We start from the raw sequence: 24,913 nt of genomic DNA on the forward strand, positions 1-24,913 counted from the left end.
CCGGTGGCGAGATGGGCGTTCGAGATCCGCTCCGCGTGCAGCGCGCCGCGGCCGAGGAGCCGGCTGGTCAGTGACCGCAGGCGCGCGGGTACGGCGGCGGGGTTGATCGGCGCGTGGTGGTCGTCGTGCTCCGGCATGGACAGCATCCTAGGCCCTTGCGTTGGTGTTCCCAACGAATTATCGTTCGGAACACTAACGTTAGTTAGGCGAACGGATGTGGACGATGAAGATCGAGCCTTTTCGGATCGACGTACCCCAGAGCGACCTCGACGACCTACACGCCCGCCTCGACCGCACCCGCTGGCCCGACGAGCTGCCAGGCGTCGGCGACGAGTTCGGCGTGGCGCTGGGCAGGGTCAGGGAGCTGGCCGACCACTGGCGCCACCGGTACGACTGGCGTGCCGCGGAAGCCGAGCTGAACAGCTACCCGCAGTTCGTCACCGAGATCGATGGCCAGCGAATCCACTTCCTGCACGTGCGCAGCCCGCGGCCGGATGCGCTCGGCCTGGTGCTCACGCACGGCTGGCCCGGGTCGATCGTGGAGTTCCTCGACGTGATCGGGCCGCTGTCGGCCGACTTCCACGTGGTCGTCCCGTCGATTCCAGGCTGGGGCTTCTCCGGCCCCACCCACGAGCGCGGCTGGGATGTCGACCGGGTGGCGCGGGCCTGGGCGGAGCTGATGCGCCGGCTGGGATATCAGTGCTATGGCGCCCACGGTGGTGACTGGGGCTCTGCGATCTCCCGGGCGCTGTCCGCCTACGACGCCGAGCACGTCGTCGGCATTCACCTCAACTACCTGCCGACCCCGGCGGTTCCCGGCGACCCGGACCGTGTCGAGCTCACCCCACAGGACCAGGAGCGGCTCAGGCAGACCGAGGCCTACATGCACGCCCAGCCCGGCGTCCGTCAGATCAACGGCACCCGGCCGCAGACCGTGGCCTACGCGATCAACGACTCGCCGGTCGGTCTGCTCGCCTGGCTGCTCGACGTGATGACGATGTGGGCGGCGGACGATTTCCCGATCAGTGATGACCGGGTGCTCACCAACGTGACGCTGTTCTGGCTGACCGGCACCGGCGGCACCGCGCCGCGCCTGCACCGGGAGACCAGCGGCCCGCCGTCGTGGAAGACCGTCCAACCGGTGGGTGTCCTCGTCCTGCCCGAAGACATCACCCGATCGATCCGGCCGTACGCCGAGCGCCGGCTGCCGATCACCCACTGGACGGAGGCCGACCGCGGCGGCCACTTCCCCGGGCTCGAAGTGCCTGAACTGCTCGCGGCCGACATCCGGGACTTCTTCCTGAGCCTGTGAACGCCGCCGTCGTCAGGCGGGTACCTGGTCAGGCGGGCATCCTGATCAGGCAGTCACGGTCCTCGACGGGACGTGGGGGATGGCCGAGGCGGGATCAACGCCCGCGAACGCCAGCCCGATGACGAAACCGGCGACCTCCTCGAGCTGACGCGCCCGACTGAGCGGCCCCAGCACCGCCGGCACGCCGCCGACATCCCGGACGAGATCGCTGGTGATCCGCAGCGCCGTCTCGTCGTCGCCGCAGATCGCCACCGTCGGCCCCGGGGCGCCGTCGCCGTCGCCGTTGCCGTCGCTGTTGTCGCCGCCGTTGCCGGGAGGGCGCGTCCACTGGTCGGCTGGGAAGAGATGGAACGCCTTCACGACGTGCGCTCCGGGGGCCGCCGCGGCGATCTGGCCGGCCGCGCCGCCAGGGTGTTCGGGAAGCAGCACACCGACGCCGTGCTCGACCGCGTTGGTCGGGTCGATCAGCGGGGTTCCCGCAAGCTGGCCGTCGGCGGCGCCGGCGCTGCGCAGGACGTCCTCGACGCCCTCCCACAGCACGGCGAGCAGCACCGCGTCCCGTCCCGTGGCGGCCTCCCGCGGGGTGCCCGCCCGGGTCGGCCCGCCCAGGCGCTCGGCGAGCGCGTCCGCCTTCGCGCGGGACCGACCGCCGATCACCAGCTCGTGCCCGGCCCGGACCCAGCCTCGCCCCAGGCCCTCGGCCAGGCTGCCCGTTCCCAGAATCCCGATTCGCATGGTTCCTGATGCCTCCTTGTGCGGCCCCGTCATCGGGGGTTCGCGTCGACAGGAACCGTAGGAGAACCGTTACGCACCAATCGGTGCGTGCGCGCCTGCGACGATGACGAGGATGAGTGAACACGGAGGCCACTGCGAGATGCTGGTCGTGGACTGCCGCCTGCGGGCAGCGACCGATCTGTTCGCTCACACCTGGGACCCGGTCGTGCTCGCGGCTCTTCGCTCGGGCGCCTGCCGGCGCCTTGAGCTGCGCGCCGCGATCGGTGGCGTGAGCGACAAGGCTCTGACTGAGGCGTTGCGCCGGCTGTGCGCTCACGGCCTCGTGGAGCGCCGGGCCTTCGCGCAGGCCCCGCCGCGGGTCGAGTACACGCTGACCCCGCTGGGGCAGAGCCTGGTGGACGGCCCGATGCGGGCGCTCGGTGACTGGATAACCGAACACGGCGACCAGCTGCTGGAGGCTCAGGAAGGCACTGGTGAAATCTGGTCCAGCGGGAGCTGATGCCGTGTTCCCGCGAGGCTTCACCGCGGGTGCCGCGTGGCGCACTGCCGGGGCGGGGCCACCGGCGTGGCAAGCGGTCCTTCGACCCTGGTGGCTCTGATCAACGGTTGGATACTGTTCAGATCCGCCAGGGAGACGTCCCGATCGAGGTGGCCTGTGACCACATCCATGAAGCTTCCGATCGACAGCCTTTCCGAGGCTCTGCGCCGCACGGTGGATCCGGCTCGGATCGTTGTCTCCGGCTCCGGGCCTTCCGCGCCACGCCACTTCCGGCCAGTTCTGACCACTGACGAGGGGTTTGTGATGTTCGAGCGGTTCACGGAAGGTGCGCGGCGGGTCGTCGTACTCGCGCACGAGGAAGCCAGGGCGCTCGGTCACGAATGGATCCGCGCGGAACATCTCCTGATCGGCGTGGCCCGAGACGAGGATGGGCTGGGAGGCACTGTCCTGCTCTCGTCCGGCGTCACAGCGGGCGACCTACGGTCGGCGGTCGTGGGTCTGGCCGGCCGGGGCGAAGCACGCTGGGGCGGGCACCTTGCCTTCACTCCGAACGCGCGAGACGCCCTGGCGAACGCGCATGGCGCGGCTATCCAGCACGGTGACTTCGTCAGTTCTGGGCACATTCTGCTCAGTCTTCTGGCGGAGAAGGAGGGTGCCCCGGCGGAGATCCTCTCGCGCGCTGGAATCGACGTCGAGGAGATCGGCCGTCGAACCGCCGCCGTCACCGGCTCGCCGGAGACGGTGCCGGTGACGGCGAGGACCACATCGGCGTCGGATGCGGCCCTCGCCGTCGCCAATCAGAAGGCTCAGGTGATCGCCCAGCGACTCGGCGTCGCGACCAGGGCGAAAGACGCCGCCCTCGACGCCGGGGATTTGGCCGGCGCGACCGCCGCGCGCGCCGAGGAGAAGGAGCTACTCGCCGAACGGGCCGCGCTCATCGAGGATCTTCGTGCCCCAGAAGACGGGCCTCACCAGTGATGACGTGTGGGATGTGTCAGACCTTTCGGGTGGTGGCGCCGAGGCCGCGGCGGACGGCGAGCTCCACCGGGGAGTAGGCGCCGTCGGTGCGGTCCAGGTCGAGCAGGCCTGCCGGGTCGAGCGGCGGCTGGGCGAGGAAACGCGGAACGGCCCCGCGATGCCGTTGCGAGGCGTGGATGAGGAACGGATGGCACAGGTAGACATCGCCGGCCTGACCTGTCGCGAGAGCCGTCGGGCGGTCAGGACTGTCGAGCTTGCCGGCCGCGTCCATCTCCCGGCACAGCTCCAGGCCGTCCCGGCCCGGGTCGCCGGAGGGCGCGAGGAAGGGCGGGACGTCGAGATGGGATCCGACCTTGATGCGGGTCGGGGCGTCGTCGGGGCCGACGTCGGAGAACAGGAACAACATCAGCAGCGCGCGGCCACGTGACCTGATGTTCAGCCAGGCCCAGGTCGCGCCGTGCGGGAAGAAGCCGCCGTCCATGTGCCAGCCGGCGTCACCAGGGTCGTCGGGGTGGGGGAACCGGATCGGGAAGGTACCCAGGCCGGTGCGCGGCAGCCACCGCCCGACCCCCACGAGCTGGTCGTAGGCGCCGCGCAGCCGTGCTGTGTTGGCTGCCTCGTGGAACGGCCTCTCGGCGCTTCCACCGAGGCGGATGACAGGGCTCGTCCAGGTCGCAGGGTCGTCCGGGTCAAGACCGGTCATCCGCCACAGCATCGACCGACCCTCGTCGGCCAACGTTCGTGGGAACGCCTCGGGCACCCGGACGAACCCGTCGTCGACGAAGCTCCTGACCTGGTCCTCCGTCAGCGTCGGCGCCGCGGTCGCCATGCACCACCTCCGCCCGAGAGGATCGCCGACCGATCTCGATCACTCAAACGAATTTCGCCACCGAGCTTCTCGTGGCTCTTCGCGCCCGAAGGCCGACGGATCCGCGTCATCGGATCCGCGTCATCGGATCCCGGGCGGACGCAGACCGTCGAACACGACGGTGAGCGTTCGAGTGCGCAGGTCCTGATCCCAGTCACCGCGCAGGGCCGCCTGACAGACGGCGGTGAGGAGCGCAAGCACCTCCGGTATGCGGACGTCGGCCCGCACGGCGCCGACCTGCTGGGAGCGGGTGAGAAGCGCCTCGATCGGCTGCCTCAGCGCGTGGACGGGCTTGGCCACCGGCAGGTCGATTCCGGAGGTGGCGAGGAGGTCGACGACGGTCTTCTTCGCCGCCGCCTGCTCGACCATGCCCGTGAAGAAGGTGAACAGACTGGTGGCCGGATCACCTTCGGCGACCAGGACCTGGACCTCGTCGCCCAGCCGCTCCACAAGATCGCCGACGAGTGCCCCCAGCAGGGCTTCCTTGGTCGGGAAGTGCCGGAAGACGGTCCCGATGGCGACCCCGGCCCGTCGGGCCACCTCCTCGGTCGACGCCGAGGCGCCCTTTTCGGCGAAGACGGCCTCGGCGGCCTCCAGGATGCGTGCTCGGTTGCGCCGGGCGTCCGCACGCAGGCCCTGGCTCGCCGGCCGGGCGTCTCGGGGGGCCGACGGGGGCCTGTCTGTGGTCATGGGTGACGTCCTGGGTTCGCGTTGACAACATGAGTCATGACTCACTATATTCTGAGTCTCTACTCATGTTAGCTCGGCGGCTGCCCCGCGCTGCCGGCGCTCGCCCATCGTCGAGCTGGAGGGATCGCAAGTTGTGTCGCCTTCCGTTGTCCGGAACCCCGGTCCGCGTGACGCTTATGCTCGATTTCAGGAGATCCTGCTCGGAGGTGCTCCTGAAATCGCCGATGAGCTGTATGCCGATGACGTAATCATCGAGTTTCCGTTCGCCCGCCCGGGCATGGCGAAGCGCTTCGAAGGGCGCGAATCGTTCAAGGCGTTCGTCTCGGCGCAGGGCGCGGCATTGCCGGTGCGTTTCGAGGAGTTCCGGAACGTTGTCATCCACGACACCGCCGACCCGGAGGTGATAGTTGTGGAGTACGACCTGGCCGGGACGGTGACAACTACCGGCCAGCGAGGGTCACAGTCGTTTCTTCTGGTGCTCAGGGTCCGCGGCGGGCGGATTGTTCACCTCCGCGAGTACCAGAATGTTCTCGGTATGGCCGCCGCGCTGGGGCAGCTCCCGGCCCTGTTGGCCAGTATTCGCCCCGAGTCGGTCAACCCCTAGGCCGGGACTGCCCGTTGGGCCAGAGCGCCCAGGCGGTCCAGGGAGCGCATCGTCGTCTCGGCGTCGGTGACGGGAAGCAGGCTGAACAGGATGCGACGGACCCCGAGGACCGCGACCTTCTCGACGGTCGCCTCGTCGGGGTCGGCCAGGGTCGCGATCACCGGCGGTGTGGGCACTCCGGCCCGGTCCGCCACCTCGGCCAGCTCCGCGACCCCTCGGGCCAGCAGGTCGACCGAGATGCCGGGAGCGAGCCAGCCGTCGCCGTCGGAAACGATCCGGTCGAAGGTGGTCGGGCCCCAACCTCCGATCCACACGGGTGGGTGCGGTCGCTGCACCGGCTTCGGCCATTGGAAGATCGGATCGAAGTCGACGAAACGACCGTGGAACTCCGCCTGCTCGGTGGTCCAGATGGCTTTCGCCGCGGCCAGCCGTTCCCGCAGCAGTGGTACCCGGGTCGCCGGGCTGGTGCCGTGGTTGAGCATCTCCTCACGCAGCCAGCCGGCGCCCACGCCCAGCTCGAACCGCCCGTCGCTGATCAGGTCGAGGCTGGCGGCCTCCTTCGCGAGCAGGATCGGGTCGCGCTGGGCCACCAGCGCCACCGCGGTGCCCAGCCGCAGCCGGGTCGTCACGGCCGCGGCGGCTGCCAGGCTCACGAACGGATCGAGGTTGCGGTAGTAGTCGCGGGGGATCTCCGACCCGTCCGGGTACGGCGTATCCCGCCGGGCCGGGATATGGGTGTGCTCGGCGACGAACAGTGACTCGAAGCCCCGCTCTTCGACCGCCCGAGCCAGCGCGGCCGGCCTGATCTGCTCGTCGGTGATTCCGGTGAAGATCCCGATGTCCATGACTCGTACCGTAAAGTCTGACACTGGTGTGAGGGTCAAGCGTGACGGTGGAGGCGGTGCCGGATGCGGATCGGTGAGCTGTCGGCGCGATCCGGCGCGAGCGTGCGCTCGCTGCGCCACTACGAGCAGCACGGCCTGCTCGTAGCCGACCGCGGCACGAACGGCTACCGGCATTTCCCGGAGTCCGCGGTGGAGACAGTTGCGCGGATCCAGGCACTGCTCGGCGCCGGGCTGTCGGTGGCGACGATCCGCCGGGTGCTTCCCTGCACCCTTGACGCGACGCCGAGGATCGTCCCGTGCGCCGAGCTGTCGGCGACACTGCGCCGCGAGCTGGCTCGGCTCGACAAGCAGGCCGCGCAGCTCGAACACGCCCGCGGCCTGATCTCGACGATGCTCACAGCCTGACGCCCAGCGGTCCCGGGCGGCGGTGCACCGGTGCGGCACCAGGAAAGCCGGACAGGAAAGCCAGAGGCGGTCGGCTAGGATCGAGGGACGCATCGCGTGTCGGTCACCGGCAGGGTGAGGCATGGAGGTGCTGAGATGCCTCTGGAGGCACTCCAGCCATGTCAGTCGAGCTGAACCACACCATCGTTCATTCGCGGAGCAACCGCGAGTCGGCGGAATTTCTCGCGCAAATCCTGGGGCTTGCGGTCGGAGCTGAATGGGGCCCGTTCATCCCGGTTTCCACCAGTAACGGCGTGACTCTCGATTTCGCCACCATTCCCGACGGCTCCATCACCATGCAGCACTACGCCTTCCTCGTCTCGGACGAGGAGTTCGACGCCGCCTTCGCCCGGATCCAGCGGGCCGGTATCACCTACTATGCGGATCCGCATATGAAGCAGGTGGGTGAGATCAACCATCATCACGGTGGGCGTGGTCTGTACTTCTCCGATCCGTCCGGGCACGGGATGGAGATCATCACCCGCCCCTACGGCTTCGCGTCCTGAGGCGGGGGTCGCCGGGCTCGTAGCCTCGCCGGGGCTGTGGGAGGGCGTCCGTCCCTCCCGCAGCTCTGTGATCGAGCGGCAGAAATTTTCTGGCGGGGTGTCGAGAAGTCGGTGCCGGCTCCGTCCCAGGGGCATGAGTGGCCAGAGCAGGCCACATGACGTACCAGGAGGACGAGAGTGAAGTACCTGCTGCTCAAGCACTACCGTGGCGGCCCGGCCCCCACCTGGGACTGGGCGCCGATGGACCAGTGGACGCCGCAGGAGGTCGACGCGCACATCCAGTACATGCGCGACTTCGCGGACCGGCTGAAGGAGTCGGGCGAGTTCGTCGGTGAGGCGGCGCTGGCACCCGAAGGCGCCTTCGTGCGGTACGACGGTGAGGGGCGTCCGCCGGTGACCGACGGACCGTTCGCCGAGACGAAGGATCTCATCGCCGGCTGGATGATCATCGACGTCGAGTCCTGGGATCGTGCGCTCCAGCTGGCCGGGGAGCTCTCCGCTGCTCCCGGGCCGGGCGGGAAGCCGATCCACGAGTGGCTCGAGGTCCGCCCGTTCCTCACCGAGCCGCCGAAGACGGTCACCGAATGATCCTTGTCCATCGTCGATCCTGACCCGCGGTTTACCTGACCGTCCACCGCCATCGCCTACCACCACCACTGCTGGCCGCGAGCAAGAAGTGAGGATTTGGGCTGCTAAAGAAACCAAAATCCTCACTTCTTGCGGATTGCCAAGTGGCTCTCCGCCCCGTTTGTCGCTATTGGCATGAATTGCTGGTGCTGTGCGGCGGCGCGGGATCCTCGGTGGGCTGCTGTGCGGCGGGTGGCGCGGACCGCCAGGCGGAGATCGGGGCGCGGATCCGCCACTTCTCGGATCTTTTTCTATACGCTCGTAGGCCGTTAGATGGAAAAGGTTCGAGGAACTTGGTTGCCGGGTGAACGAGCAGCTGCTGCGAGAGCTCGTGCCCGCGGTGATCGGTGTCCTCGTCCGGCGCGGAGCGGACTTCGCGTCGGCCGAGGACGCCGTGCAGGAGGCCCTGATCAGGGCGCTCGGAAGTTGGCCGGACGATCCGCCGCGCGATCCGTTGGCCTGGCTGGTCACGGTCGCCTGGCACCGGTTCCTCGACGCCGCCCGCGCCGAGGCGTCGCGGCGAGGGCGCGAGCTTGCCGTCGACGCCGAACCACCCGCCGGCCCGGTGCCCGCCGAGGACGACACGCTGCGGCTCTTCTTCCTGTGCGCGCATCCCACCCTGCCGCCGGCCTCGGCCGTCGCCCTGACGCTGCGCGCGGTCGGTGGCCTGACCACCCAGCAGATCGCGGCGGCGTACCTCATCCCGGAATCGACCATGGCGCAGCGGATCAGCCGGGCCAAGCGGCGGATCGCCGGGCTGCCGCTCGACCGGCCCGGCGATCTCGCCACCGTGCTGCGGGTGCTCTACCTGGTCTTCAACGAGGGATACGGCGGCGATGTGGACCTCGCTGCCGAAGCGATCCGGTTGACCCGCCAGCTCGCCGCCCTGACCACGACCACGACAACGACAACGACAACGGCCCCGAGCCGGGGCCAGTTCCAGGTCCGGGCGGCCGATCCCGAGGTCGCGGGGCTGCTCGCGCTGATGTTGCTGCACCACGCGCGCCGGGCGTCGCGCACCGGCCCGGGAGGCCGCCTCGTGCCGCTCGCCGAACAGGACCGATCGCGCTGGGAAACCGGCCTGATCGCCGAGGGGGTGCGGATCCTGCAGGCCGCGCTGGCCAGCGACCAGCTGGGCGAGTACCAGGCGCAGGCCGCGATCGCCGCCCTGCACGCGGACGCCCCCAGCACCGCCGAGACGGACTGGGTGCAGATCGTCGAGTGGTACGACGAACTGCTGCGCCTCACCGGCAGCCCGGTGGTGCGGCTCAACCGCGCGGTGGCCGTCGGCGAGGCCGACGGGCCGCGGGCCGGGCTGGCGGCGCTGGCCGACCTGCACCCGGACCTGCCCCGCTACGCCGCGGTGACGGCCTACCTGCACGAACGGGCCGGTGACCTGGCCCGCGCCGCCGAGCTGTACGCCGACGCGTCCCGCACCGCCGTCAGCGTGCCGGAGCGCGACCATCTCATCCGCGAGGCCGCCCGGGTACGGCAACAGCTGCGGCGATGAGCGCCGGAGATGTTCTCCGGCTACCTCGCCCGGCCGCGTGTTCTTTACCGGGGCAGCTGACTTTCCGCGACTTCGGCGAGCTGTTTGGTGACCGTGCCCCAGCCGTCGAAGAAACCGAGCTCCTCGTGATGGGCTCGAGCGGCCGGGTCGCCGTGGCGGACGACAGCCCGGTAGGTCGTGCCGTCTGGATGGTCCGCCAGGATGATCTCCGCGGTCATGGCGACGGGAGCGGGGCTTGTGGGCCGCCAGGCGCTGTCGATCGCGTTCGTGAAGACGATGCGCTCGAGCTCGTCGACGACGAGGAAGGTCGCGTCCATGTGCGGGACGAACTCCACCCCGTCGTCGCTGAGCAGGGTCACGAGCCCACCGCCGGGCCGGACGTCCAGACGCTCGACCCGGCACAGGGTCGGCGCCGGTAGCCACCACTTCTCGAAGCGGGCCGGGTCCGTCCACGCGCCCCACACGGCGGCACGAGGGGCGCGGATGACCCGCTCCAGGGCGAGATCCAGGTCGGGGTTCATCGGTTCTCCTCCGGGTCGTCGATGAGGCGTTCGGTAACGGGGCGTTCGGTAACGGGGTGTTCGGTGACGAGGCGTTCGGTAACGGGGTGTTCGGTGACGAGGCGTTCGGTAACGGGGTGTTCGGTGACGGGGTGTTCGGTGACGAGGCGTTCGAGGCGGTCGGTGCGTGCTTCCCAGAGCCGGCGCTGTTCGCCGAGCCAGTCGTCGACGAGGGCGAGGCGCTCACGGTTGAGCACGCAGGTGCGTACCCGGCCCGACTTGACCGTGTGGATCAACCCGTTCGACTCGAGCGTTCGGACGTGCTTCATGAACGAGGGAAGGGTCATCGGGAACTCGCGGGCGAGGTCGCCGACGGTGGTCGGACCGCGGCCGAGGCGCCGGATGACGCCGCGGCGGGTCGGGTCGGCGAGGGCGACGAAGACGCCGTCGAGCTCCGCCGAATACTGTGCCATGAGGCTAAGTATTGCCGCGTCGAGACACTTAGCGCAAGGGCAAAGTATCCGGTCGGCGTGTCACTGTGGGTCCCCGTGCCGGTGCCGGCCGCGTAACCTCGATCCGTGTCCGAGTCCGTGAACTTTGACCGTATGGCGGACCGTTACGACCAGACGCGCGGCGGCGAGGAGCGCGGCCGCCGGGTGGCCGGTGCGCTCGTGCCGCACCTGGGCGGCCACCCGCGCGGCGGCACGCTGCTGGAGATCGGCGTGGGCACCGGCCTGATCTCCGCCGGGTTCGCCGGGCTCGGATGGTCCGTGGCCGGTGTGGACGTTTCCGAGCGGATGCTCGCCCACGCCGCCCGGCGGCTGCCCGGCCGGGTCCTGCGCGCCGACGCGACCGCGATCCCCTTCCGGGCCGCGGTCGTCGATGTCTGCGTGGCGGTGCACGTGATCCACCTGGTCGGTGATCCGGGTGCGGCGCTGGCGGAGGTGGCGCGGGTGCTGCGTCCCGGCGGCCGGTTCGCGTTCGTCGGGGGCGGGAAGCACGGCGGATCCGACGTGGCCGAGATCGTCGGCGCGATGCAGGCCGAGCTGAGCGGCGGGGCGCCGCGCCGGGACGACCCCGAAGCCGTCACCCGCCTCGCCGAGCGCGCCGGCCTGCGCCACGCGGCCGACCTCACCATCGTCGACTCGGGACATCCCTCGACCCCGCTGGAGTCCGCCCGCCAGATCGAGCTGCGGACCTGGTCGCATCTCTGGAGCATTCCCGCGGCCCGGTGGACGTCGGTCGTCGAGCCGGCGCTGGACGCGCTGCGTGGCCTTCCGAACCCCACCGAGCCGCGGTCGGACCGGATCAGCACCCCGTCACTCGTCTTCGAGAAGCCCGCCGCCGCTGGCTGACGTGGCCCGTTCCGTCTCATCCGGCCCGTAGATCGGTCGGGGCCGTCCACTGCGGGTAATTGCTTGGCCCTGTGGCCGGGGCGGTCAGCGCGGTGTGTGTTCCTGCGCTGCGGGTCGGCGCACGGCGCTGTCGAGTGCCTGCCTCAGGAGCTGGGTCAGGGTGGCCCGCTCCTGCGGGGTGAGCCCGGCGAGGATCTCGTCCTCGATCGTTTCCTGGGCCTGCTCGGCCTGCTCGAGGGCACGGCGGCCGGCCTCGGTCATGGTCACGAGGTGGCGGCGGCGGTCGGCAGGGTCGCGGCGCCGCTCGGCCAGACCGGCGGCCTCCAGCTCGTTCAGGAGCAGGACGCAGTAGTTGGCGTCGACGCAGAGGCCCCGGGTCAGGGCCCGCTGCGTGGTCCGGTCGTGATCGCGCAGGTAGGCCAGGGCTGCCAGCTCCTTGAGGCTGATGCCCAGCAGCTCCGGCGTGCTGGCCCGGTGGACCAGCCGGGACAGGCGGGTGAGCAACACGATCGGACCCGAGGTGATGGCTGTGTCCGACACCGTTCTAGAGTAGCGTGAGCGAGACCATCACTCTTTCGTGATGATTGAAAAATCTTGATTGTCGCGGCGCATCCACGATCGCGACCTCGACCGGCCCGGAGGAGATCCTCAGATGGCCCACGCAGCCGATGTCTGACCCCGTGACGGCTCCCGCGACCGCTCCCGTCGCGGCTCCCGTGACGGCACCCGCGACCGCTCCCGTCGCGGCTCCCGCTCCGGGCGGGGCCGATCGTCGCCGCTGGATCGCGCTGGTAGTCGTGTGTATGGCGATGCTGATGAACGCGCTCGACTCGTCGATCGTCAACGTGGCATTGCCGTCGATCCAGAAGGATCTCGACTTCACCCAGTCCGACCTCACCTGGGTCGTCGATGCCTATCTGATCTCCTTCGGGAGCTTTCTGCTGCTCGCCGGGCGCCTCGGCGATCTCGTCGGGCGCAAGAAGGTGTTCCTGGCAGGGGTGCTCCTGTTCACCGTCGCCTCCGTGCTGTGCGCCGTCTCGCCCGATCAGGGCACGCTGATCGCCGCGCGTTTCGCCCAGGGGCTCGGCGGCGCGGTCTCGTCGTCGGTCATCATCGCGATCATCGTCACCGAGTTTCCGGACCAGGCCGAGCGGGCCAGGGCGATGAGCGCGTACATCCTGGTGACGGTGGGCGGCGGGTCGCTCGGCCTGTTGGCCGGCGGGGTCCTCACCCAGGCTGTCAGCTGGCACTGGATCTTCCTGATCAATCTTCCGATCGGGATTCTCACGTTCGGCCTCGGCGTGTATCTGATCGAGGAGAACAACGGTCTCGGCCTCGGTCGAGGTGTGGACGTCACCGGGTCACTGCTCGTCACCAGCTCGCTGCTGGTCGGGATCTACGCCATCGTCACCGCGGCCACCCACGGCTGGGCCTCGGTCCACACCGTCGGCTACGGCGGGGCCGCCGTGATCCTGCTGGTGATGTTCTTCGTCGTCGAGGCCCGGCGGAGCAACCCGATCATGCCGCTGCGCATCCTGCGGATCCGCAGCCTGGTCGGCTCCAGCGTCGTGCGCGGCTGCCTGTTCATCGGGATGCAGGTCCTGTTCTTCTTCGGGGCGCTCTATCTGCAGCAGATCCGTGGCTACAGCCCGCTGCGCACCGGTCTCGCGTTCCTGCCCACGACGATCGTCGTCGCGGCTCTGTCGATGGGCATCGTGAGCCGGCTGCTCCTTCGGTTCGGGCCGCTGCCGGTCGTTGTCCCAGGCCTGCTCGCGGCCCTGGCCGGGCTGCTCATGCTGGCCCGGGCGGATGAGCACACCAGCTACGCCGCCGGCCTGCTGCCGCCGCTGCTGATCCTCGCGGTCGGCATCGCCTGCGCCACGGTCCCGCTGCTGTCGCTGGCCATGGCCGACGTCCCGGCGGCCGACGCCGGGCTCGCCTCCGGGCTCGTCAACGTCTCGATCTGGCTCAGCTCGTCGGTCGGCCTCGCCGTGGTCTCCTCGGTGGCCGCCAGCCGGACGAAGGGCCTGGTCCAGGACGGGCATTCCGCCGCGAGCGCGGTGGTGAGCGGCTACCAGCTGGGCTATCTGATCGGCGCCGGATGCGTGGCGGTGGGCCTGCTGATCGTGCTGACCGTACTGCTGGGGCCGGCCCGGGCGGTGGCGACGGCGATGGCCAGCCCGGCGGGTGGCGGCGCCCCCGCGGGCGAACCGGCCCCCGCCGACCCCGCCGCAGCGTAGTGCGTGGACGTACGGCGCCACCTGGCCTGCATCGTGACGCTGGCGGTGCGGCTGCCTGCCGCGGTCATGTCGCCACGGTGCCCGGTGGATGTCGGCTACGGTGCCCGGTGCTGCTCGACCCGTGTGCCCGACGAGCGGAACAGGTCCGGAGCGGGAAGGGGCAAGGGCTGCGTGCCTGGCGAGCGCAGCCCTTCGAACACCACCGCAAGGTAGCGGCGCCACAGGGTCGGCTGATGGTCGGAGAGCGGCGCGGCGGCCTGATAGATGCCCCGCAGGAGCAGGATGACGTCCTGCCCGGTCACATCGTCCCGGATGCCCTTCTGCGTCTGGGCGCGCCCGGTGAGCACCTCGGCGATCTCGGTCAGCCGGTCGGCGGCGGCCTGGACCGCCCGGTTGTCGGCGAAGACCTCGGCGGAGGCCTGGCAGAGGGAACGATCGCGGGACTGTAGATCGACCGCCGTGGTCATGAACTCGAACAGGGCCGCGGTGGGGTCGGCGGCCTCGGACAACCGCGTGCCGACCGCCGCGAGATGGTCGAGCTGATCGCAGACGATCGCGGCGACCAGATCGTCCTTGGTGGGGAAGTGGCGAAAGACCGTGCCCTTGGCGACGCCGGCCTGCTGGGCGATCTGCGCGATCGACGCCTGCGTGCCGTGCTCGGCGAAGACCGTGGCCGCCGCGTCGAGCAGCAGCCGCCGGTTGCGTGCGGCATCGGCCCGCAACCCGGGTGGTTCTGACGCGGCCGACATGCCTCACCCGTCCGTGTGCTTCCGCTGAACCAACACAGCTTATGAGCCGACACGGCCAACCAAGATGACCGCTCGGTCAGGTTCTCTGCTACGCTCTCTCGAAAAATGACCGATGGGTCATCTTCTGCTTCTGGTGCGGGTGGGCGACGAGGAAATGAGGACGCCGGTGACTACCACGATGCGTGCGGTTGTCGCAGACGACTACGGTCCGGTGGAAGGGCTGGAAGTCAGATCACTACCCGTTCCCCTGCCAGGACCCGGGCAGATTCAGGTGCGTGTGCGCGCCTCGACGCTCAACCCCGCCGAGGTCCGGGTGCTCGACGGCTCGATGCGCGACCTCGCCCCACTGAGCTTTCCGCATGTGGTCGGCCGCGACTTCGCCGGCGTCGTGACCGAGACCGGAGACGGTGTGCGCCGGTTCGCCGTCGGAGACGAGGTCTTCGGCTTCGGATTTCCCGAGACCATGGCCAACCTCGCCGTGATGGTCGGGTCGCCGCCCTCACTGGCGACGGGCACGCTGGCCGAATACGCGGTCTTCGAAGCCGATACCCCGGGCCTCGCGCTTCGTCCCGCCGGTCTGACGGCCGAGCATGCCTCGACGCTGCCCACCGCCGGCCTGACCGCGCTGGCGCTGGTCCGGGCGGGAGAGTTCCAGCCCGGTGACGTCGTCGCGGTGATCGGGGCCACGGGCGGCGTCGGCAGTGTGCTGCTGCCGCTTCTGTCTACGGCGAAGGTGCACGTCATCGCCACCGCGAGTCCCGTGGACGACGGCTACGTGCGCGATCTGGGAGCGGCGGAGGTCATCGATCATCGCGCCGTCGATGTCGTCGATGAGATCCTTCGGCGCCACCCCGACGGCGTCGACGCCGTTGTCAACCTGGCGCTTCCCGGTGACGGGCTCGCCGGCGCGGCCACTGCGATCCGGCCCGGCGGCCGACTGCTCAACATCGTCTTCCCCACTCCGGACACCGCCGCGTTCAAAGGCAGGGACCTCACCGTGGCGACCGTCATCACCAGTGCGCGGCCTGGCGATCTGGACCTGTTGGCCGCGCGGGCGCTGGACGGATCGCTGCCCGTCGCGATCAGCAGACGGTACCCGCTCACGGACGGCGTCCGTGCCTGCGTCGAGTTCCTGAACGAGCACACTCGCGGGAAGGTTGTCGTCGTGGCGGAGGACGAGACAGGGCGGCCGGCGGTCGCCTTCGCGCGGGCGGAGTGATCCGGCGTGCGGGCGGTCAGATCCGGCCGGCCACCGTTCGCGCCAGGTTCTCCAGGGGCCCGCGGTTCTCGGCCGGATTGTTGTTGCGGGCCAGCACGATCGACACCCAGAAGTCGTTCACGTTGACGAAGACCGCGTAGTCCTCGATGTAGGCTTCCTTGCCGATACCCGGCAACGGGGTGAGTGTGTGGCCGATGCCGCGCTCAGCGGTGAGATAGTCCTGTGCCGTCTTCCCGGAGAAGATCTCCACCTGGGTGGCCGGCCCGTCGGGCGGTGCTGTGTAGACGCACCTCTCCGGGGTGGACTCGGGGCTGCCCAGCGCGGTGCCGGCGAGTTGCTCAGCCTCCTGCCGGGACACGAGTTTGCAGGGATCCGGAACGCCCGCCGCGTTTCCCCCCGGCCTCGCCGATTTCTCGCTGCCGGTTCCCGCTGCGGTTGTCGCCGCCGTCGCCGGCTGGCTGCCGTCCGCTGGGGGAGCCGAGGCCTCGTCCGAGGAACCGCATCCTGACAGGCTGATCGTCATGACGACCGCGAGCGCGGGCAGCATCCCGCGAGCCGCGCGGCGAATCCGATCCATCGCAGAACAAGCCATAAGAATCCCCCACCCGCCGGCCGCTGCCGACATCCCCATGCTGGGCAAACAGGGCGAACCTATTGCCCGTCGGCGGTGGTGACGGGCAAAAGTCGTCTGCCTGACGATCCGGCGTCGGGCGGGCTCGCCGCGCTCCGGACCTGCAGGATCGATGAACCAGGGGGCCGCCGATCAAGGTCTGTGGGGCACGCGGCGGAAGTCGAGTGCTTCTGTTTCTACTTCTGCATCGGTTTCTACTTCTGCATCGGTGGCGATCGGCCGGTCCGCGGCGGGTGCGACGGTAGCGGCGGCCCACGTGGCCCACTGGGCAAGTGCCTCGTAGAGGCGAACACCCGCCTCGACCGTCACCCGCATGGACCGCATCTGGGGGCTGTCACCGTAATCGCCCCGGTCCTTGGCCTCGGCGAAGGCGCGATAGCGCGCGGCGGACTCGGCGAAGAACCGGGCCTCCTCATCGAGGTGCCGTCGTAGGTCGTCGGGTTCCATGAGCCAGAAGAACAGTGACCGCAGCAGCGGCTGCACCCGGATGGTGTGGTCGACCTCGCCCGTGGTCAGCCAGCGCCGGATCTCTGTGAGGCCGGCATCGGTGACCCGATAGGCCTTTCGCCGCCGTGGCCCCTCGTTGTCCACCTCGATCAGGCCTTCGTCGGCCAGGCGGCGCAACTCCGCGTAGATCTTCGGGTGCTGGGCCGGCCAGACCTGGCCGAGCACCTCCTGGAAACGCCGGGCCAGGTCGTAGCCGCTTGCCGGGCCTTCGGCCAGCAGACCGAGCAGGCCGTGGCGCAGCGACATCCGGGTCTCCTCATCAGGTCTGCCAGCGATCCATCTTGACATGCCTGATGAGCCTCCAAGATCCTGCGTCACATGTACCGTAGTACATGTTCTAGGGTACATCTCAACCAGGAGGAGTGGTCATGGCTGACAGTGGGTCACCGCGAGGGGTGCTGGTGACGGGGGCCGCCGGCGGTATCGGAACCGCAACCGTGCGCGCTCTGTCGGAGCGGGGATACTGGGTGTTCGCCGCGGTGCACACGGACAGCGGCGCCAGCCGGGACCTGGCGAAACTGCCCGGCGTAGCGGTCCTGCCGATGGACGTCGCCGACCCCGACAGCGTCGCGGCGGCTGCAAACCGAATCAGTGTTGAGACGGGCGGGGAAGGCCTGCGGGCGGTGGTGAACAACGCCGGGGTCATCGTGCAGGGTCCGTTGGAGCTCATCCCGGTTGGTGAGCTGCGCCGCCAGTTCGAGGTCAACACCTACGGCCCGGTCTACGTGACCCAGGCGTTTCTCCCGCTGTTGCGGGCCGGCCACGGCCGGGTCGTCAATGTCACCGCCCCCTCGGCGCGCGTCCCGATACCGTTCATGGCGTCGCTGTCGGCGAGCAAGGCGGCGCTGGACGCGCTGTCCAGCGCGTTGCGACTGGAACTCGCGGCGTGGCGGATGCCAGTGGTGCTGGTCGAGCCGGGAAGCACCGAGACACCCATCTTCGGCAAGGCCGCAGTCGCCGCGCAACGGGCGCTGGACACGCTCTCGCCGCACCAGCTGTCGCTCTACCGCGATCACCTCGCCGCGGTGGGCGAGGCACAGGCGAAGATGCGCCTGCGTCCGGCCGCGCCCGTGGCCGCCGCGATCGTCTCCGCGGTGTCGGCACGCAGCCCACGGCGGCGGTACGTCGTCGGCGACGCCCGTGCGGTCGGCCTGGTCGCCCGCCTGCCCGCGCGCCTGCGCGAACGGATGATCATCGGCATGCTCGGCCTGCGTGGATTGACGGCGCGGTGAACACGGGCGGGTATTCATCCGGTAGCAGGCTGGAGCCCGCGCCGTTCACGTCGGCGAGTCGCCGGAAATGGGTCCCGGCACCGGGCGCTGCGTTGCCAGCCGGGCCGTTTCCTCGTCGGTGAGCAGGCGGGAGCGGGTGAGGAAGCGGTAGCCCTCGGGTGCTTCCAGGCTGAAGCCGGCGCCGCGGCCGGGCACCAGGTCGATGGTCAGGTGGGTGTGCGACCAGTACTCGAACTGCGCCGCGCCGATGTAGACGGGCACACCCTCGCCCGGCACAGCGTCCTCCGGGGCGACGTCCTCCGGGGCGATGTCCTCCCCGGCGCCGATCACGCCGAGGAGGACGTCGCTGTCACCGACCAGGAACTCCCCGCGCGGAAAGCACATCGGCGACGAGCCGTCGCAGCACCCACCGGACTGGTGGATCATCAACGGCCCGTGCTCCTGGGCGAGGCGGCGCAGCATGGCGAGCGCGGCAGGCGTGGCGTCGACCCGTGTCACGTCTGCGCCGTCTGCGCTTTCTGTGCTCTCCTGGTGCATCGCCGTCTCCTGTCGGCTGCGGGTGGGATGGCAGCCCAGGGCGCTCCGAGGCGCCCCGGCGGCGCGGCGGCCCGGCGGCCTAGAAGAAGCCCATCGCCTTGGGGGAGTAGCTGACCAGCAGGTTCTTCGTCTGCTGGTAGTGGTCGAGCATCATGCTGTGGTTCTCCCGGCCGATCCCGGACTGCTTGTACCCGCCGAACGCCGCGTGCGCAGGGTAGAGGTGGTAGCAGTTCGTCCAGACCCGGCCAGCCTGGATGTCCCGCCCGGCCCGGTAGGCGAGGTTGCCGTTGCGGGTCCACACGCCCGCGCCGAGGCCGTAGAGGGAGTCGTTGGCCTGGGCGATCGCGTCGTCGTATCCGTCGAAGGAGGTCACCGACACCACCGGCCCGAAGATCTCCTCCTGGAAGATCCGCATCCGGTTGGTGCCCTGGAAGATCGTCGGCTGGACGTAGTAGCCGCCCGAAAGGTCGCCGCCCAGCTCGGCGCGCTCGCCACCCAGGACGAGGCGGGCGCCCTCCTTCTTCCCGATGTCGATGTAGGAGAGGATCTTCTCGAGCTGGTCGGAGCTGGCCTGCGCGCCGATCATCGTCTCGGTGTCGAGCGGGTTGCCCTGTCGGACCGCCTTCGTGCGGACGGCCGCCGCGTCCAGGAAATCGTCGAAGATCGACCGGTCGATGAGCGCGCGGGACGGGCAGGTGCAGACCTCGCCCTGGTTGAGGGCGAACATGGTGAATCCCTCCAGGCACTTGTCCTGGAAGTCGTCATGCTCGGCGAGGACGTCCTTGAAGAAGATGTTCGGGCTCTTCCCGCCGAGCTCCAGCGTCACCGGGATCAGGTTCTGGCTCGCGTACTGCATGATCAGGCGTCCGGTCGTCGTCTCACCGGTGAAGGCGATCTTCGCGATCCGGGGTGAGGACGCCAGCGGCTTGCCGGCCTCGACACCGAAGCCCTGCACCACGTTGAGAACACCCGGCGGCAGCAGGTCCCCGATCAGCTCCCACAGCAGGTTGATGGACGCCGGGGTCTGCTCGGCGGGTTTGAGCACGACGGCGTTGCCGGCCGCGAGCGCCGGCGCGAGCTTCCACGTCGCCATCAGCAGCGGGAAGTTCCACGGGATGATCTGCCCGACGACACCGAGCGGCTCGCGGAAGTGGTAGGCGACGGTGTCCTCGTCGAGCTGCGACAGGGTGCCTTCCTGCGCTCGGATGGCACCGGCGAAATACCGGAAGTGGTCGACGGCCAGCGGAATGTCCGCCGCCAGCGTCTCGCGGACCGGCTTGCCGTTGTCCCAGGTCTCACCGACCGCCAGCAGTTCGAGATTCGCCTCCATCCGGTCGGCGATCTTGTTGAGGATGTCGGCCCGAGCAGCCACCGACGTCTTCCCCCACGCGGGTGCGGCCGCATGGGCGGCGTCGAGGGCCTTCTCGACATCCTCGGCGCTGGAGCGGGCGATCTCGGTGAAGGCCTGGCCGGTGACCGGGCTCGGATTCTCGAAATACCGACCCTTCACCGGCGGGACGTACTCGCCGCCGATGATGTTGTCGTAGCGCGACGCGTAGCGGACTGGCGAGCCCGGTTCGCCAGGGCGGGCGTAGATGGTCATCTCGAGCGCTCCCTCTGCGATGTGAGGCCGGTCACCGTGACGCCGGCTGCGTGCACGCTAGATCGGTGAACGTTGCAACACCGTTGCAACACAACGGGGGTGCCAGCGGCCCCTTGCCCACTGATCCGGTTCACGCCACCCTGTCGGGGGGAGGTCTCCATGACCAACGGGTGCGACAGGCGCCGGGTCGCGCAGGAGCAGCTGCTCACCGGGGTCCGCACCGCCGCCGCCGACGACGGTCGTGCACCTGGCGGTGGCGAGCAGGCGCTCGGCCAGGTGCGCCCCGAGGTACTGGAATCCTGGACACGCTCCCGCACCTTCGGGGTGGACCCGGAAGCCACCGTCCCGCCCGTCGATCTCGTCGACGACGCGCTGGACGACTACCGGGCGTCGCACCCGCTGGGGCAGGCGATGCCGGTGGTGCGCGACCTGCTGGTCGAGCATGCCGCGTCCGACGAGATGATCGTCGCGGTGAGTGACGCCGCCGGCATGCTGCTCTGGGTGGAAGGCGACCCGGCCGCATGCCGCCGGGCCGAGCGGATGCGGTTCGTCGCCGGGGCCCGTTGGGACGAGCGGCACGCCGGCACGAACGCCCCCGGCCTGGCGTTGGCGCTCGGGGTCGGCATGCGGGTGGTGGCCGCCGAGCACTGGGCCCGTCCCGTGCAGCCGTGGAGCTGCTCGGCGATGCCGGTCCGCGACCCGGTCGGCGGTGCGCTGCTGGGCGCACTCGACGTGACCGGCGACGAGCGGGCCGCCTCCCCCGGGGCGCTGGCGCTCGTCCGGGCCACCGCCGCCGCGGTGGAACGTGAGCTGCTGCTGCGGCAGCACCGAGACGGGGGCGTGCGTCGTCCAGTCGAGCAGCCGCTGCGTTTGTCCGTTCTCGACCCGGGTGGGCCGACGCTGTCCCAGCACGGGCGCACCAGGCGGGTCAGCCTGCGCCATGCGGAGCTGATGCTCCTGCTCGCCGAGCATCCGCAGGGATGCAGCGCCGGCCGGCTCGCCGTCCTGCTCGACGAGCGGGACCTCGACGAGGTGACGGTCCGCGCCGAGCTCTCGCGGCTACGGCGGGTCCTCGGGCCCGAGGTGCTGCGTTCGCGTCCGTACCGGCTCGCCCCAGGGGCGCTCACCACCGACGTGGACGACGTGCGGCGGGCGCTGGCCGCCGGCGACCCCGCGGCGGCCATCACCCTGTGGCGCGCACCGTTGCTCGCGCGCTCCGGCTCCCCGGGGGTCGCCACCGTCCGCCTGCGGATGGCGCAGGAGGTGCGGGCGGCCCTGGAGCGCAACGGCGATCCGCTGTTGCTGCTGCGCTGGGTCGAGGGCCCGGTCGCCGCGGATGACCTCGCCCTCTGGCGCCGATGCCGGGACCTGCTGCCCGCTGGCCCGGAGCGGGACCGCGCGATCGCCCGGGTGCGTGTCCTCGACCACGAGGGCCGCTGAGCGACGAACACCGGACGCTTCCGCTGTCGCCGCTGCTTCAGAGCAAGAAGTGAGGATTGTGGCTGCTGTAGCAACCGAAATGCTCACTTCTTGCGGATTGTCAAGTGACTCTATGTTCCTTTCGTTCCTATTGGCGTGAATTGTTGGCTGGCCGAGATCGCGGTGGTCGGCTGTCAAGGGTGGGCTCGGTTCTGGTCGTAGGTGGCTCGCGCGGCGTCCACCTCGGGCATGTGGGCCTCGGCCCAGTCCTTGAGATGGCGCAGGGTTTCCAGGAGCGACAGTCCCAGCGGGGTGAGCTCGTAGTCGACGCGGACGGGCACCGACGGGGTCACGGTGCGGGTCAGCATGCCGTCGCGCTCGAGCCCTCGCAGGGTCTGGGTCAGCATCTTCTGGCTCACCCCGGCGATCCGGACGGACAGCTCGCTGTAGCGCATCCGGCCCTGCAGGCCCAGCGCCACGATCACGAGGCTCGCCCACTTGTCGCCGATCGTGTCGAGCAGTCGGCGGCTGGGGCAGGACGCGTCGAACACGTCAAACCCCGCCGTCGGCGGTGCTGTCGGCACGGTCGGCACCGTCGGCACCGTTGTCGGCCTGGCTGCGGTGACGACGTCCATGGCTTACCTCCGGGTGCCCACGCCACTTCAAAGTGCCTTCTTCCCAGAAGAGAGTAGGTCTCCGATGGTTGTGCCGACAGCACGTGGCAGCAGCCGGAAGGAAGACCTCGTGGCACTCGCACTCCTGTCCAGGCACGACACCGCGTCCCCCGTCCTCGAGCAGGTGACGCTTCCCCCGCTGGGGCCAGGCGACCTTCGGATCCGCGTCGTCGCGGCATCCGTCGACCCCGTCGACACCCTGTTCGACGGCGGCCCGACCCGGATGATCTTCGGACTTGACGGTACGGTCGGGCTCGGCTGGTCGTTTTCCGGTGTGATCACCGAGACGGGAGCCGAGGTCACCGGATTCGCCGTCGGTGACAAGGTCGCCGCGATCCACCGTGACGTCACGGCTCCCGTTCGCGCGCACGCCGAGGAGACCGTCGTGCCGGCGGCGAGCGCGGCGTTGCTGCCGGCCGGGCTCGACCTCGCCGATGCCGCGACCCTGCCGCTCAACGCCCTGACCGCGGCGCAGATGGTCGACCGGCTCGGCCCCGCGGACGGGCGGAACCTCCTGGTCACCGGCGCCGCCGGCGCCGTCGGTGGGTACGCCGTCGCGCTGGCCGCGCAGGCGGGCTTCGCCGTCACCGGGCTCGCCCGTGAGACCGACCACGACTTCGTGCGGCGGGCCGGGGCGCGCGCGCTGGTCACGGAGCTGCCGGAGCTGCCGGAACGGTCGTTTGACGCCGTCGTCGACGGCGCGGTCCTGCACGCGGGAGCCCTGGGCGCGCTCCGCGACGGCGGGACGTTCGTCGGTGTGGTCTCGGCGTCTCCCGCGACGTCCGAGCGGGGCATCGAGGTCGTCATCGTCAACGTCGAGCCGGACGGCGCCCAGCTCGCCGGTCTGCTCGCCCTCGCCGCCGCCGGAGTCCTGGAACCGCGGGTGGCCGGCCAGGTCCCGCTGGCCGACGCGGCCACGGCGTACTCCAAGGTCGCCGGCGGCGGCCAGCGTGGCCGCTGGCTACTGGTCCCCTGACCCGTCCTCTGGTGGGAGCGCCGACCCCGCGCCCGCCGCGAGGTCCCGCGGTGGCCGCACCCGCACTCGGCTGGCCCGGGCTTCGAGGTAGCGCTGCTCGGCGATGCTGGCGGTGGCCCGCGCGGCCCGCCGGAAGTGCTCGTACGCCCCGGCCGGGTCGCCGTTCTTCTCCAGCAGATGCGCCCGGACGGACAGCAGGCGGTGATGCCCGGCCATCCGCTCGTCGCCGTCCAGGGTCGCCAGCAGCTCCAGCCCGGCCGGCGGGCCCTTGGTCTCGGCGAGCGCGATCGCCCGGTTGAGGGTGACCATCGGGTTGGGTGCGAGCCGTTCCAGGATCAGGTAGAGGGCGTGCACCTGCGGCCAGTTGGTCTCGGCGGCCGTGGCGGCGTCGGCGTGCGTGGCGGCGATGGCGGCCTGCAGCTGGTAGGGCCCCAACACCGGCCCGGCCAGCGACGCCGCGGCCAGCTCGATGCCCTCGTCGATCAGCCCGCGATCCCACCTCGCGCGGTCCTGCTCGTCCAGCGGCACCAGGTCGCCGGCCGCCGTCGCCCGGGCCTGGCGGCGGGAGTGGGTCAGCAGCATCAGGGCGAGCAGCCCCGTCACCTCGCTGTCGTCGGGCAGCTGGGCGTGCACCATCCTGGTCAGCCGGATCGCCTCGCGCGCGAGGTCGGCGCGGTGCAGCTCGCTGCCCGAGGAGGCGACGTAGCCCTCGTTGAAGATCAGGTAGAGCACGTGCAGGACGACCCGAAGTCGCTCGGCGTGCTCCGCGCCGCCCGGCAGGCTGAACGAGCTGCCGGCGGCCCTGATGCGCTGCTTGGCGCGGCTGATCCTGGCCGCCATCGTGGCCTCGGGCACCAGGAACGCGCGGGCGATCTCGGCGGTGGTCAGGCCGCCGACCGCCCGGAGCGTCAGCGCCGTCTGGGAGGCGGGTGTCAGCGTCGGATGGCAGCACAGGAACAGCAGGACGAGCGTGTCGTCGGTATCCGGAACGCCGTCGGGCACCGGCTCGGTGGCGGTCGCGCACTCCCGCTCGCGGCGGGCGTGGTCACTGCGCATCTGGTCGATGAGCCGCCGGGACGCAACAGTCATCAGCCAGCCACGCGGGTTGTCCGGCACCCCCTCGGCCGGCCACTGCACGGTGGCGGCGAGGGAGGCCTCCTGCACGGCGTCCTCGCATCCCTCGAACTGCCCGTGCCGACGTGCCAGGGTGCCGAGGACCTGCGGCGTGATCTCACGCAGCAGGTCCTCGATCACTGGTGCGGTCATACGTCCAATTGTCCGTCGGCGAACATCACCTGCCGCACCTCGACACCCAGGCCCTCGATCGCGGCGTCCGGGATCTGCGCCGCCAGCTCGATCGCCCGCTCCTTGCTCTCGACATCGATCAGGTAGAAGCCGCCCAGATACTCCTTGGACTCGACGAAGGGCCCGTCGGTCACCACCCGCTGGCTGTCGCGCACGGCCACCACGGCGGCCTGCGCCGGGTCGACCAGCGCCAGCCCGGTGATCAGCTCGCCGGACTTCTTCATCGCCTCGATGAGCCTGCTGTGGCCGTCGCCGACCGCGGCCTTCTCCTCCTCGGTCAGGACGTCCAGCAGGGCTGGGTTGATAACCAGGCTGATCACGAACTTCATGGGTTGCTCCTCGTGGTTC

The 24,913-nt window shown here is 70.3% G+C and carries 28 protein-coding genes and 1 pseudogene; 14 read left to right on the forward strand and 15 right to left on the reverse strand.

Translation table 11 applies throughout. The annotated features are described in order from the left end of the window. The first annotated feature begins 223 nt into the window (after positions 1-223). Positions 224-1,312 carry an epoxide hydrolase family protein gene (locus FREUN1FDRAFT_RS22660; protein WP_035953096.1) on the forward strand — a complete coding sequence of 363 codons (1,089 nt, stop codon included), beginning with the start codon at positions 224-226 and terminating at the stop codon, positions 1,310-1,312. 45 nt (positions 1,313-1,357) lie between these two features. Here FREUN1FDRAFT_RS22660 and FREUN1FDRAFT_RS22665 read toward each other — a convergent pair whose 3' ends face one another. Then, positions 1,358-2,047: an NADPH-dependent F420 reductase gene (locus FREUN1FDRAFT_RS22665; protein ID WP_006542546.1), complete on the reverse strand. Its 690-nt coding sequence runs from the start codon at positions 2,045-2,047 to the stop codon at positions 1,358-1,360. 112 nt (positions 2,048-2,159) lie between these two features. Here FREUN1FDRAFT_RS22665 and FREUN1FDRAFT_RS22670 point away from each other — a divergent pair, with 112 nt between their 5' ends. Both FREUN1FDRAFT_RS22670 and FREUN1FDRAFT_RS22675 read left to right on the forward strand, forming a co-directional pair. Next, positions 2,160-2,546, forward strand: coding sequence for a helix-turn-helix domain-containing protein (locus FREUN1FDRAFT_RS22670; protein WP_035953087.1), 387 nt, complete (start codon positions 2,160-2,162; stop codon positions 2,544-2,546). A 156-nt stretch (positions 2,547-2,702) separates the two neighbouring features. After that, on the forward strand, positions 2,703-3,524 hold the full coding sequence (locus tag FREUN1FDRAFT_RS22675; RefSeq protein WP_006542548.1) for a Clp protease N-terminal domain-containing protein: 822 nt from the start codon (positions 2,703-2,705) through the stop codon (positions 3,522-3,524). 16 nt (positions 3,525-3,540) lie between these two features. Here the strand turns inward: FREUN1FDRAFT_RS22675 and FREUN1FDRAFT_RS22680 are convergent, their stop codons facing one another. After that, a complete protein-coding gene (locus FREUN1FDRAFT_RS22680; protein WP_006542549.1) occupies positions 3,541-4,353 on the reverse strand; it encodes a phytanoyl-CoA dioxygenase family protein in 813 nt (270 codons plus the stop codon). A gap of 120 nt (positions 4,354-4,473) precedes the next feature. Then, complete coding sequence (locus FREUN1FDRAFT_RS22685) at positions 4,474-5,082, reverse strand: TetR/AcrR family transcriptional regulator (protein WP_006542550.1); 609 nt, start codon at positions 5,080-5,082, stop codon at positions 4,474-4,476. 133 nt (positions 5,083-5,215) lie between these two features. On the opposite strand from FREUN1FDRAFT_RS22685, the gene FREUN1FDRAFT_RS22690 reads away from it, so the two are divergent. Then, positions 5,216-5,686: a nuclear transport factor 2 family protein gene (locus tag FREUN1FDRAFT_RS22690; RefSeq protein WP_006542551.1), complete on the forward strand. Its 471-nt coding sequence runs from the start codon at positions 5,216-5,218 to the stop codon at positions 5,684-5,686. On the opposite strand, the gene FREUN1FDRAFT_RS22695 is transcribed toward FREUN1FDRAFT_RS22690, so the two are convergent. Beyond that, entirely contained in the window at positions 5,683-6,531 is an 849-nt protein-coding gene (locus tag FREUN1FDRAFT_RS22695) for an LLM class F420-dependent oxidoreductase (RefSeq protein WP_006542552.1), read from the reverse strand. The two genes, FREUN1FDRAFT_RS22690 and FREUN1FDRAFT_RS22695, sit on opposite strands and share 4 nt — an antisense overlap. A gap of 63 nt (positions 6,532-6,594) precedes the next feature. Here FREUN1FDRAFT_RS22695 and FREUN1FDRAFT_RS22700 point away from each other — a divergent pair, with 63 nt between their 5' ends. The 4 genes from FREUN1FDRAFT_RS22700 to FREUN1FDRAFT_RS22715 all read left to right on the forward strand — a co-directional run bounded on the left by FREUN1FDRAFT_RS22700 (position 6,595) and on the right by FREUN1FDRAFT_RS22715 (position 9,618). Then, the gene (locus FREUN1FDRAFT_RS22700) at positions 6,595-6,936 is read left to right on the forward strand and encodes a MerR family transcriptional regulator (RefSeq protein WP_006542553.1); all 342 of its coding nucleotides are present in this window, start codon (positions 6,595-6,597) and stop codon (positions 6,934-6,936) included. Between the two features lie 158 nt (positions 6,937-7,094). Next, complete coding sequence (locus tag FREUN1FDRAFT_RS22705) at positions 7,095-7,481, forward strand: VOC family protein (RefSeq protein ID WP_006542554.1); 387 nt, start codon at positions 7,095-7,097, stop codon at positions 7,479-7,481. 177 nt (positions 7,482-7,658) lie between these two features. Further along, positions 7,659-8,069: a YciI family protein gene (locus tag FREUN1FDRAFT_RS22710; protein ID WP_006542555.1), complete on the forward strand. Its 411-nt coding sequence runs from the start codon at positions 7,659-7,661 to the stop codon at positions 8,067-8,069. Between the two features lie 343 nt (positions 8,070-8,412). Continuing rightward, positions 8,413-9,618 (forward strand): RNA polymerase sigma factor, encoded by a 1,206-nt coding sequence (locus FREUN1FDRAFT_RS22715; RefSeq protein ID WP_006542556.1) that lies wholly within the window; start codon positions 8,413-8,415, stop codon positions 9,616-9,618. A gap of 44 nt (positions 9,619-9,662) precedes the next feature. Here the strand turns inward: FREUN1FDRAFT_RS22715 and FREUN1FDRAFT_RS22720 are convergent, their stop codons facing one another. Then, complete coding sequence (locus FREUN1FDRAFT_RS22720; RefSeq protein ID WP_006542557.1) at positions 9,663-10,139, reverse strand: SRPBCC domain-containing protein; 477 nt, start codon at positions 10,137-10,139, stop codon at positions 9,663-9,665. 134 nt (positions 10,140-10,273) lie between these two features. Beyond that, positions 10,274-10,591, reverse strand: a pseudogene (locus FREUN1FDRAFT_RS22725) (ArsR/SmtB family transcription factor); the annotation flags it as partial. 117 nt (positions 10,592-10,708) lie between these two features. Here FREUN1FDRAFT_RS22725 and FREUN1FDRAFT_RS22730 point away from each other — a divergent pair. Continuing rightward, complete coding sequence (locus tag FREUN1FDRAFT_RS22730) at positions 10,709-11,473, forward strand: class I SAM-dependent methyltransferase (protein ID WP_232295351.1); 765 nt, start codon at positions 10,709-10,711, stop codon at positions 11,471-11,473. Between the two features lie 84 nt (positions 11,474-11,557). Here FREUN1FDRAFT_RS22730 and FREUN1FDRAFT_RS22735 read toward each other — a convergent pair whose 3' ends face one another. After that, on the reverse strand, positions 11,558-11,980 hold the full coding sequence (locus FREUN1FDRAFT_RS22735) for a MarR family winged helix-turn-helix transcriptional regulator (RefSeq protein WP_157475190.1): 423 nt from the start codon (positions 11,978-11,980) through the stop codon (positions 11,558-11,560). Positions 11,981-12,153: 173 nt separating this feature from the next. Here FREUN1FDRAFT_RS22735 and FREUN1FDRAFT_RS22740 point away from each other — a divergent pair, with 173 nt between their 5' ends. Beyond that, on the forward strand, positions 12,154-13,713 hold the full coding sequence (locus FREUN1FDRAFT_RS22740; RefSeq protein ID WP_232295352.1) for an MFS transporter: 1,560 nt from the start codon (positions 12,154-12,156) through the stop codon (positions 13,711-13,713). A gap of 95 nt (positions 13,714-13,808) precedes the next feature. Here the strand turns inward: FREUN1FDRAFT_RS22740 and FREUN1FDRAFT_RS22745 are convergent, their stop codons facing one another. After that, complete coding sequence (locus FREUN1FDRAFT_RS22745) at positions 13,809-14,462, reverse strand: TetR/AcrR family transcriptional regulator (protein WP_006542562.1); 654 nt, start codon at positions 14,460-14,462, stop codon at positions 13,809-13,811. Positions 14,463-14,628: 166 nt separating this feature from the next. On the opposite strand from FREUN1FDRAFT_RS22745, the gene FREUN1FDRAFT_RS22750 reads away from it, so the two are divergent. Further along, positions 14,629-15,681 carry an NADP-dependent oxidoreductase gene (locus tag FREUN1FDRAFT_RS22750; protein ID WP_232295353.1) on the forward strand — a complete coding sequence of 351 codons (1,053 nt, stop codon included), beginning with the start codon at positions 14,629-14,631 and terminating at the stop codon, positions 15,679-15,681. Positions 15,682-15,697: 16 nt separating this feature from the next. Here the strand turns inward: FREUN1FDRAFT_RS22750 and FREUN1FDRAFT_RS22755 are convergent, their stop codons facing one another. Together FREUN1FDRAFT_RS22755 and FREUN1FDRAFT_RS22760 are read right to left on the reverse strand one after the other, a co-directional pair. Beyond that, complete coding sequence (locus FREUN1FDRAFT_RS22755) at positions 15,698-16,258, reverse strand: DUF3558 domain-containing protein (protein ID WP_035953091.1); 561 nt, start codon at positions 16,256-16,258, stop codon at positions 15,698-15,700. 186 nt (positions 16,259-16,444) lie between these two features. Next, positions 16,445-17,065: a PadR family transcriptional regulator gene (locus FREUN1FDRAFT_RS22760; RefSeq protein ID WP_006542565.1), complete on the reverse strand. Its 621-nt coding sequence runs from the start codon at positions 17,063-17,065 to the stop codon at positions 16,445-16,447. 122 nt (positions 17,066-17,187) lie between these two features. On the opposite strand from FREUN1FDRAFT_RS22760, the gene FREUN1FDRAFT_RS22765 reads away from it, so the two are divergent. After that, positions 17,188-18,051, forward strand: coding sequence for an SDR family NAD(P)-dependent oxidoreductase (locus FREUN1FDRAFT_RS22765; protein WP_006542566.1), 864 nt, complete (start codon positions 17,188-17,190; stop codon positions 18,049-18,051). Between the two features lie 45 nt (positions 18,052-18,096). Here the strand turns inward: FREUN1FDRAFT_RS22765 and FREUN1FDRAFT_RS22770 are convergent, their stop codons facing one another. Both FREUN1FDRAFT_RS22770 and adh read right to left on the reverse strand, forming a co-directional pair. After that, positions 18,097-18,588 (reverse strand): DUF779 domain-containing protein, encoded by a 492-nt coding sequence (locus FREUN1FDRAFT_RS22770; protein ID WP_006542567.1) that lies wholly within the window; start codon positions 18,586-18,588, stop codon positions 18,097-18,099. A 79-nt stretch (positions 18,589-18,667) separates the two neighbouring features. Further along, positions 18,668-20,191, reverse strand: coding sequence for an aldehyde dehydrogenase (gene adh / locus FREUN1FDRAFT_RS22775; protein WP_006542568.1), 1,524 nt, complete (start codon positions 20,189-20,191; stop codon positions 18,668-18,670). 159 nt (positions 20,192-20,350) lie between these two features. Between adh and FREUN1FDRAFT_RS22780 the strand changes: the two genes are divergently transcribed. Continuing rightward, positions 20,351-21,631, forward strand: a complete 1,281-nt coding sequence (locus FREUN1FDRAFT_RS22780) for a GAF domain-containing protein (protein ID WP_006542569.1) — start codon at positions 20,351-20,353, stop codon at positions 21,629-21,631. Between the two features lie 173 nt (positions 21,632-21,804). Here FREUN1FDRAFT_RS22780 and FREUN1FDRAFT_RS22785 read toward each other — a convergent pair whose 3' ends face one another. Continuing rightward, positions 21,805-22,245: a helix-turn-helix domain-containing protein gene (locus FREUN1FDRAFT_RS22785; RefSeq protein WP_006542570.1), complete on the reverse strand. Its 441-nt coding sequence runs from the start codon at positions 22,243-22,245 to the stop codon at positions 21,805-21,807. Between the two features lie 109 nt (positions 22,246-22,354). Here FREUN1FDRAFT_RS22785 and FREUN1FDRAFT_RS22790 point away from each other — a divergent pair, with 109 nt between their 5' ends. Next, positions 22,355-23,260, forward strand: a complete 906-nt coding sequence (locus FREUN1FDRAFT_RS22790) for a zinc-binding dehydrogenase (RefSeq protein WP_157475194.1) — start codon at positions 22,355-22,357, stop codon at positions 23,258-23,260. On the opposite strand, the gene FREUN1FDRAFT_RS22795 is transcribed toward FREUN1FDRAFT_RS22790, so the two are convergent. Both FREUN1FDRAFT_RS22795 and FREUN1FDRAFT_RS22800 read right to left on the reverse strand, forming a co-directional pair. Next, a complete protein-coding gene (locus FREUN1FDRAFT_RS22795) occupies positions 23,246-24,526 on the reverse strand; it encodes an RNA polymerase sigma factor (protein ID WP_006542572.1) in 1,281 nt (426 codons plus the stop codon). The two genes, FREUN1FDRAFT_RS22790 and FREUN1FDRAFT_RS22795, sit on opposite strands and share 15 nt — an antisense overlap. Then, complete coding sequence (locus FREUN1FDRAFT_RS22800; RefSeq protein WP_006542573.1) at positions 24,523-24,894, reverse strand: YciI family protein; 372 nt, start codon at positions 24,892-24,894, stop codon at positions 24,523-24,525. The genes FREUN1FDRAFT_RS22795 and FREUN1FDRAFT_RS22800 overlap by 4 nt, the downstream gene beginning before the upstream one ends. Between the last annotated feature and the right edge of the window lie 19 nt (positions 24,895-24,913).

This window comes from Parafrankia sp. EUN1f, from assembly GCF_000177675.1.
GTDB lineage: Bacteria > Actinomycetota > Actinomycetes > Frankiales > Frankiaceae > Parafrankia.